The 7,666-nt window shown below is 70.1% G+C and carries 8 protein-coding genes; 5 read left to right on the forward strand and 3 right to left on the reverse strand.

The features are described 5' to 3' along the window. The first annotated feature begins 40 nt into the window (after positions 1 to 40). Positions 41 to 949 carry a glycoside hydrolase family 43 protein gene (locus tag ACGFIO_RS42445; RefSeq protein ID WP_392836469.1) on the forward strand — a complete coding sequence of 303 codons (909 nt, stop codon included), beginning with the start codon at positions 41 to 43 and terminating at the stop codon, positions 947 to 949. A gap of 46 nt (positions 950 to 995) precedes the next feature. Here the strand turns inward: ACGFIO_RS42445 and ACGFIO_RS42450 are convergent, their stop codons facing one another. The 3 genes from ACGFIO_RS42450 to galE form a co-directional block, all read right to left on the reverse strand. Beyond that, complete coding sequence (locus tag ACGFIO_RS42450) at positions 996 to 2,183, reverse strand: serine hydrolase domain-containing protein (RefSeq protein ID WP_392836470.1); 1,188 nt, start codon at positions 2,181 to 2,183, stop codon at positions 996 to 998. A 222-nt stretch (positions 2,184 to 2,405) separates the two neighbouring features. Next, positions 2,406 to 3,539, reverse strand: coding sequence for a galactokinase (galK, locus tag ACGFIO_RS42455; protein WP_392836473.1), 1,134 nt, complete (start codon positions 3,537 to 3,539; stop codon positions 2,406 to 2,408). Between the two features lie 12 nt (positions 3,540 to 3,551). Further along, positions 3,552 to 4,529, reverse strand: coding sequence for a UDP-glucose 4-epimerase GalE (gene galE / locus ACGFIO_RS42460; RefSeq protein WP_392836474.1), 978 nt, complete (start codon positions 4,527 to 4,529; stop codon positions 3,552 to 3,554). Between the two features lie 139 nt (positions 4,530 to 4,668). On the opposite strand from galE, the gene trpS reads away from it, so the two are divergent. From trpS to ACGFIO_RS42480, 4 genes are all read left to right on the forward strand, one after another. Next, a complete protein-coding gene (gene trpS, locus ACGFIO_RS42465) occupies positions 4,669 to 5,694 on the forward strand; it encodes a tryptophan--tRNA ligase (protein ID WP_392836477.1) in 1,026 nt (341 codons plus the stop codon). Between the two features lie 4 nt (positions 5,695 to 5,698). Next, positions 5,699 to 6,223, forward strand: a complete 525-nt coding sequence (locus tag ACGFIO_RS42470; protein ID WP_392836480.1) for a 2'-5' RNA ligase family protein — start codon at positions 5,699 to 5,701, stop codon at positions 6,221 to 6,223. A 65-nt stretch (positions 6,224 to 6,288) separates the two neighbouring features. Next, a complete protein-coding gene (locus ACGFIO_RS42475; protein ID WP_392836500.1) occupies positions 6,289 to 7,161 on the forward strand; it encodes a YihY/virulence factor BrkB family protein in 873 nt (290 codons plus the stop codon). 10 nt (positions 7,162 to 7,171) lie between these two features. After that, complete coding sequence (locus ACGFIO_RS42480) at positions 7,172 to 7,567, forward strand: hypothetical protein (protein WP_392836482.1); 396 nt, start codon at positions 7,172 to 7,174, stop codon at positions 7,565 to 7,567. Positions 7,568 to 7,666 lie beyond the last annotated feature (99 nt).

Consider the following 7,666-nt stretch of genomic DNA (forward strand, 5'->3'; position numbering starts at 1 on the left):
AGGCAGCCCGGCTCCGTCGACGCCCGCCAAGGAGGCAGCCATGTTCACGAACCCGGTCTTCGCCGAGAACTTCCCCGATCCGGGGGTGATCCGGCACGAGGAGACCTGGTACGCGTACGGGACGAACAACGCCGCGGCCAACGTGCCGGTGCTGACCTCGCCCGACCTGGTGCACTGGACCGGCGCCGGGGACGCGATGCCCGAGGTCGGCAAGTGGGCGACCAAGGGCAACACCTGGGCTCCGGAGGTGATCGCGGCCGAGGGCGGCGGCTGGCTGCTCTATTACACGGCTCGGTCGACCGCGACGGATCGGCAGTGCCTCGGGGTGGCGTACGCCGAGAAGCCCGAAGGGCCGTTCGTCGACCGGTCCGACCAGCCGCTGATCTGCCAGGCCGACGAGGGCGGCTCGATCGACGCCAGCCCGTTCACCGCCGGCGACGGCAAGCGCTATCTCTACTGGAAGAACGACGGCAACGCGATCCAGCAGCCGACGTACCTCTATGTCGCCGAGCTGAGCCCCGACGGCCGGAAGCTCACCGGCAAGCCCAAGCAGCTGCTGGTCAACGACGCCGCGTGGGAGGACCACGTGATCGAGGCGCCGCAGATGGTCGAGCACGACGGGAAGCTCTACCTCTTCTACTCGGCCAATGCCTTCGACCGCGATGTGTACGCGATGGGCTACGCCACCTGCGACACACCGCTCGGCCCGTGCCACAAGGCGGCCGAGAACCCGATCCTCAAGACGTCACCGGCGGCGGCCGGGCCGGGCCACAGTTTCCTGGTCACCACGCCGGCGGGGGAGTCCTGGCTGCTCTACCACGCCTGGCCGCCGGACGCGATCGGCAGTGTCTCGCCCGGCCGCCAGCTCTGGGTCGACAAGGTGGAGTGGGTCGGCGGCAAGCCCGTGGTGAAGGGCCCGACCGCCGGCCCGCAACCTCTGCCGCGCTAGGACCTATCTCGAATCGTCGCTACTGAGACTGAATGTGAGATGGGTCCTAGCCCACCAGATGGCGGCTGAGGTCTGTCGTGGACCTCGCCGTCGTCGTGGACCTTTCCGCCGTCGTGGCGTCACTGAACGACGCGACCCAGAAACGGGCGGCCGCGATGTCGATCGGGTGCGTCACACCGGGCGTCTGATAGAACGACATGCTCTGCGCGTACGTCATCTGGCGTTTGCCGTCCTCGGTGTGCCACGACACGGTCTGGTGGCCGATCACGCCGCCGTCGTGGCCCCACACCCGGCCGCCGGGCAGCTGGATCCAGTAGAGCCCGAGACCGTAACCGCTCACACCGGGATTCGCCGGGTCGGACGGCACAGTGGTCTTCATCTCGGCGAGCAGGGCCGGGCTGAGTAGCTTGCCGGTCAGCAGCGCGCGGTAGAAGACGTTCAGGTCGGCGGCGGTGGACACCATCTCGCCCGCGCCATACAGCCACGACATGTTGTAACGGGTGAAGTCGCGCGGTTCCCCGTCCGGTGGCCACGGCACGTAGGCGTGCATGTGCGGCCCGCGGATCGTCGGGTCCGACCCCTCGAAGTAGGTGTCGGCCAGACCCAGCGGACGGAGGATCCGCCGGCTCACCTCGGCGCGATAGCTGTGCCCGGTCACCTTCTCGATGATCAGGCCGGCCAGGACGTAGTTGGTGTTCGAGTACGACCAGCCGGTGGTCGGCGCCGCGCCCAGCCCGATCCGGGCCAGTTGCTCGGGCGTGTACGTCGTCCGGCCGATCTGGACGATGTCCTCGGCGGATCGCAGCAGCTCCGTGTCGAAGTCGCCGATGCCGCTCGTGTGGTTGAGCAGCATCCGGACGGTGACCCGGCCGCCGACGGCCGCGGGCACCAGCCGCCGGGACAGGTAGCGGCCGATCGGCGCGTCCAACGCGACCTTTCGCTCACCGGCGAGCTGGAGCATGGTGGTCGCGACGAACGTCTTGGTGATGCTGCCGACCCGGTGCCGCAGACCGTCGCGAACCGGCCGGCCCGACCGTACGTCGATCACCCCGGCGGTCGGCGACCAGACCCGGCGGCCGTCCCTGACCTCCGCGAACGCGCCCGGCATCCCGGCCTCGACCACGGCGTCCAGTTTGGCCTGCAACTCGTCGCCGCTCGGGGCGGCGACCGCCGCGGCGGCCGGCGCGACCAGCAGCGCGACAGCAGTCGCGACGATCACGGTTCGTCTCAACATCGTTCCCCCTCGTGTTGTCGGAACACGTCTCATGGTTCCGTTCGGGCGGAGCGATGTCGTCCGGCGCGGGAACGAACGTACGGGTCCTCCGCGCGGAGGACCCGTACGTCCGTCAGCCGTACGCGCGCCCGACCTACCACCGGAATGCGCGGTGGTAGCCAGAGCGGCGTTCGCCTGGCGGATACCGGCGTGGGCTACCACTGGGGTCAGGGGTGGCCGGGTTCAGAGGCGGGTGGCGCCCTGGCTGGGGACGGCCACGAAGGGGGTGGGGGCGGTGAAGCCGTGGCGTTCGTAGGCGGACTCGACGGCCGTGGTCACCGCGTCGGCGCGGTCGGCGTCGATCAGGGCGAGGATGCAGCCGCCGAAGCCGCCGCCGGTCATCCGGGCGCCGTACGCACCGGCCATCAGCGCCGCCTCGACCGCCACGTCGACCTCAGCCACGGTGATCTCGAAGTCGTCCCGCATCGAGGCATGCGACGCGGTCATCAGCGGCCCGATCTCCCGGATCCGGCCCGAACGCAGCAGCGCCACGGTGTCCAGAACCCGCTGGTCCTCGGTCACCACGTGCCGCACCCGGCGCCGCATGACGTCGTCGTCGAGCTTCTCGAGGGTCTCGTCCAGGTCGTCGGCGGAGACGTCGCGCAACGCGGGTACGCCGAGCAGCCGCGCCGCCTCCTCGCACGACTTGCGCCGGGCGCCGTATTCCCCGTCCACGTGTTGGTGCGGGGCGTTGCTGTTCACCACCAGCACGGCCAGCCCCTCGGCGGCCACGTCGAACGGAATCTGCTCGACCTCCTGCGACCGGCAGTCGAGGAACAGCGCCCGGCCGGCCTCGCAGCGGATCGACGCCGACTGGTCCATGATCCCGGTCGGCGCACCGACATACCGGTTTTCCGCCCGCTGGGCCAGCGCCGGCCGCTCGGCGACCGGGATGTCCAGCCCGCCCAGGTCGATCAGCGCGGTCAGCACCGCCGACTCGAGCGCGGCCGACGACGAGACCCCGGCGCCGAGCGGGACGTCCGAGGTGATCGCGAAGTTGGCCGGCGGCACCTCGTGTCCGGCTTCGGCCAGAGCCCAGACGATCCCGGCCACGTAGGCGGCCCAGCCGGTGACCGTGCCCGGCGAGCCGGCGTCGGAGAAGGCAACCGGCTGGTCCTGCAGATCGGAGCAGACCCGCCAGCCGGAGGACGCCCGGGACGCCGCCGCGACCACCCGCTCGGGCAGCGCGAACGGGAGCACGAACCCGTCGTTGTAGTCGGTGTGCTCGCCGATCAGGTTCACCCGCCCGGGTGCGGCCCACAAGCCGTCGGGCTCCTGGCCGTACTGATCGCGGAAGATGGCGGCGACGTCGGTCATGATCTGATCAGATCACGCCACATGGGTCCGATAGAACGCCCAGGCGTCACCGATCATGTCGTGCAGCGTCGCCTTCGCGGGCGTCCAGCCGAGCTCGGCCCGGGCCAGCGCGGACGACGCGACCAGGGTGGCCGGGTCGCCCTCGCGGCGCGGCGCGATCTCGACCGGCAGCTCGTGGCCGGTCACCTGGCGGGCCACGTCGACCACCTGCCGGTTGGTGAAGCCGCTGCCGGTGCCCAGGTTGTAGATCCGGTGTTCCTTGGCGACGGCCGCGTCGAGGGCGAGCAGGTGGGCCCGGGCGAGGTCCTCGACGTGGATGTAGTCGCGGATGCAGGTGCCGTCCTCGGTCGGGTAGTCGTCGCCGAAGAGCAGCAGCTTGTCGCGCTTGCCCGCGGCCACTTGCAGCGCGATCGGGATCAGGTGGGTCTCCGGGTCGTGCCGTTCGCCGACCTCGGTGCCGTCCGGCCGGATCAGCGCGCCGGCTACGTTGAAGTAGCGCAGCGACACCGCGGCCAGCCCGTGTGCGTACGCCTCCGAGGTGAGGGCGTGGTCGAAGGTCAGCTTGGTCGCGCCGTACGTGTTGGTCGGGGCCTTGACCGCGCCCTCGGTGATCGGCAGCTCGCTCGGGTTGCCGTAGACGGCCGCGGTGGAGGAGAAGACAAATTTGGGTACGCCCGCCGCCCGCACCGCCGCGAGCAGGCGCAGCGACCGGATGACGTTGTGGTCCCAGTAGAGCTCCGGCTTGACCATCGACTCGCCCGCCGCGATCAGCCCGGCGAAGTGCAGCACCGCGTCGAACCCGGCATCCGCCGTCAGGACGGTGCCGGCGTCGGCGATGTCGGCCTCGACGAAGGTCGCATCGGGCGCTACCGCCTCCCGGAATCCGGTGCTGAGATTGTCCAGGACGGTGACGTCATGTCCGGCGTCGAGCAGCAGCCGGCTGGTCACGCTGCCGACGTACCCGGCCCCTCCGGTGACGAGCAGTTTCACGACGGTGCGTCCTTCCGTTGGAGATTTGCCAGGTCTACGATCCACCAAAAACGCTCAAGAGTCAACACGACCGAACATCCGTAAGCCGTGTGGCTGGGCGGTTTACGGGAAGTGGGCCGAGACTGTCACAATGGCGCTCATGTCCGACGCCGCCCCTCGCCCGCGGGTGCTTTCCGGCATCCAGCCCACCGCCGACTCGTTCCACCTCGGAAACTATCTGGGTGCGGTGCGCAACTGGGTGTCGTTGCAGGACACGCACGACGCGTTCTACTGCGTGGTCGATCTGCACGCGATCACTGCCGGACACGAGCCGGTGGCCTTGCGCAATCGCACACGTCTCTCCGCCGCTCAGCTGCTCGCGCTCGGCCTGGACCCCGATCGGTGCACGCTGTTCGTGCAGTCGCATGTCCCCGAGCACGCCCAGCTGGCCTGGGTGCTGAACTGCATCACCGGGTTCGGCGAGGCCGGGCGCATGGTCCAGTTCAAGGACAAGTCGGCCAAGGCCGGGCAGGACTCCACCTCGGTGGGCCTGTTCACCTACCCGATCCTGCAGGCCGCCGACATCCTGCTCTACCAGGCCGACCAGGTCCCGGTGGGCGAGGACCAGCGGCAGCACCTCGAGCTCACCCGCGACCTGGCCCAGCGGTTCAACACCCGGTTCGGCCCGACGTTCACGGTCCCTTCGCCGTACATCGTCAAGGACACCGCCAAGATCACCGACCTGCAGGAGCCGACGGCCAAGATGTCCAAGTCGGCGTCGTCGCCGAACGGCATCATCGAACTGCTGGAAGAGCCGTCCCGCTCGGCCAAGAAGATCAAGTCGGCGGTCACCGACACCGGTCGCGAGATCCTGTACGACGAGCAGAACAAGCCCGGCATCAGCAACCTGCTGACCATCTACGCCGCGCTGACCGCCCGGACCATCGACGAGTTGCTCGAGCAGTACGACGGACACGGCTACGGCGACCTCAAGAAAGACCTGGCCGAGGTCGTGGTCGAGTTCGTCAAGCCGATCCAGGAGCGCACCCGGGCCTACCTCGAGGACCCCGGCTACCTCGACAAGGTGCTGGCCGTGGGGGCGGAGAAGGCCCGGGCGGTGTCCGCGGTGACGCTCGGGCAGGCGTACCAGAACATCGGTTTTCTCAGCCCGGCCCGCGGAGCCTGACCGCGTGGCGGGGACCACGAAGATCGGCGTCGCGATCGACATCCCCGAACCGTGGGGATCGGAGCTGACTCGGCGGCGCGGCGAGGCCGGCGACCCGCAGGCGGCGTTCACGCCCGCCCACGTGACGCTGCTCGGGCCGACCGAGGTGCCGACCGAGCTGCTGCCCACGGTCGAGGAGCACCTGAGCGCGGTCGCCGCCGGGCAGCCGCCGTTCACCATTCACCTGCGCGGGACCGGCACGTTCCGGCCGGTCACCGAGGTGGTCTTCGTGACCCTGGCCCAGGGCATCAGCGAGTGTGAGCTGCTGGCCGAGGCGATCCGGTCGGCCCATGGGCTGCAGCGGGACTCGCGGTTTCCGTACCATCCACACGTGACCGTCGCCCAGGACGTGCCGGCCGCCGCGCTGGACGCCGTCTTCGACGACCTCGCCGGCTTCTCCGCCCTCTTCCACGCTTCCGCGTTCGCGCTGTTCACGCACGGTGGCGAGGGCCCGTGGCGACGGCGCCGTGACTTCGCGCTCGGGAGCTGACCTTGGCTGACGGTCGGGCGGCGAGCGCCATCGACCGTGCCTACGACTCGGTCGTCGCACGGCTGATGGTCTGGCGGCACCGGTCGCGATACTTCGACCACTTCAGCCGGGCGATCCTGCGTTACGACGAGGTCAGCGGGGGCCGGCTGGCCGCGGCCATCGCGTACTACGGCTTCTTCGCGGTCTTCGCGCTGCTGCTGATCGGCTACTCGATCTTCGGCATCCTGCTGAACAACAACGACGCCCTGTTCGACATCGTCCGCGAGTTCCTGGCGCAAAATCTGCCGTTCCTCGACCTGAAGCAGGTGCTGGAGAGCGGGCGTACGGTCGGCATCATCGGCCTGGTCGGTCTGGTCTGGACCGGCCTGGGCTGGGTCGACGCGATCCGCTCGTCACAACGGCTGATCTGGCGGGTCAACGAGCACCCCGGCTTCTACGGGGTCCGTCAGCTGGTCGACCTGGGCGTGCTGCTCGGCATCCTGGTCCTGGTCGGGCTGTCGGTCGGCGCCGTCAACCTGCTGGAACGGCTGCTCACCTGGCTGTCCGACGGGCACGCGAGCTGGCTGCTGACCACGGTCAGCTGGGTCGCCACGGTCGCGATCAACATGCTGCTGGCGTCGGCGTTGCTGGCCGCGGTGCCCCGGCTGCGGATGACCGTCCGCCGGATGGTGCCGCCGGTCCTCCAGGTCGGTGTCGGCATCACGTTGCTCAACACGGTCGGCAAATATCTGGTCGGCCTGGTCGAACGGAATCCGGCCTACGGCCTGGTCGCCAGCGCCGTCGGCGTGCTGTTCTACCTGTATCTCTTCAACCAGGTGCTGCTCTTCGGGGCGGCCTGGGCGGCGACCAGCCCGCACGGCCGGGTGGTCGATCTCGCGGCTGACGATAAAACTGCTCCGGTCGGGCAAAATACCTGGATTCGGGAGCACAGCCCGTAATGATGTGCCCGTGGGCACTCTCGTGACGTTGAGCCTGCCACCGGACTCCCCGGTGGCCGAACTGCCGTGGGTCATCACCGTCGGTGCGAGCGGCGAGGACGAGGACTGGGAGCCGGTGGTCTGCGGGCCCTACGAACGGGCCCACGCGCTGGCCCTGGCCCAGGCCGTGGTGGCCGACGAGGACCTGATGGCCGTGGTCGAGCCGCTGCTGCCCCTCCTCGACGCCGAGGCGATCCGCGAGGAGATCGAGACCGCGCGGGTGGCGGCGCTCGAAGCGGCCCGGATCGAGTCGGTCGAGCCCGACGGCGACGAGCTCACCGAGCGGGTCGAGCCCGGCCCGGCGCCGAGCACGGCCGAAGTCCGGGCCGGTTTCGCCCGCCTTGCCGCCAGGCTCGTCAGCGAGTGATGGGGGGGGGGGGGGGGGGGGGGGGGGGGGGGGCCCCCCCCCCCCCCCCCCCCCCCCCCCCGCCGCCGCGCGGGGGGGGGCCCCGGCGGGCCCCGGCGG

Origin of the sequence: Actinoplanes sp. NPDC049265, from assembly GCF_043197135.1 — a bacterium.
In the GTDB taxonomy this organism is placed as follows: domain Bacteria; phylum Actinomycetota; class Actinomycetes; order Mycobacteriales; family Micromonosporaceae; genus Actinoplanes.

What these genes read in the sequence shown, in the direction of transcription:
- trpS (WP_392836477.1), top strand. Translation starts at nt 4,669, where the DNA reads ATGTCCGACGCCGCCCCTCGCCCGCGGGTGCTTTCCGGCATCCAGCCC.
- ACGFIO_RS42445 (WP_392836469.1), top strand. Translation starts at nt 41, where the DNA reads ATGTTCACGAACCCGGTCTTCGCCGAGAACTTCCCCGATCCGGGGGTG.
- galK (WP_392836473.1), bottom strand. Translation starts at nt 3,539, where the DNA reads ATGACCGACGTCGCCGCCATCTTCCGCGATCAGTACGGCCAGGAGCCC.
- ACGFIO_RS42450 (WP_392836470.1), bottom strand. Translation starts at nt 2,183, where the DNA reads ATGTTGAGACGAACCGTGATCGTCGCGACTGCTGTCGCGCTGCTGGTC.
- ACGFIO_RS42475 (WP_392836500.1), top strand. Translation starts at nt 6,289, where the DNA reads ATGGTCTGGCGGCACCGGTCGCGATACTTCGACCACTTCAGCCGGGCG.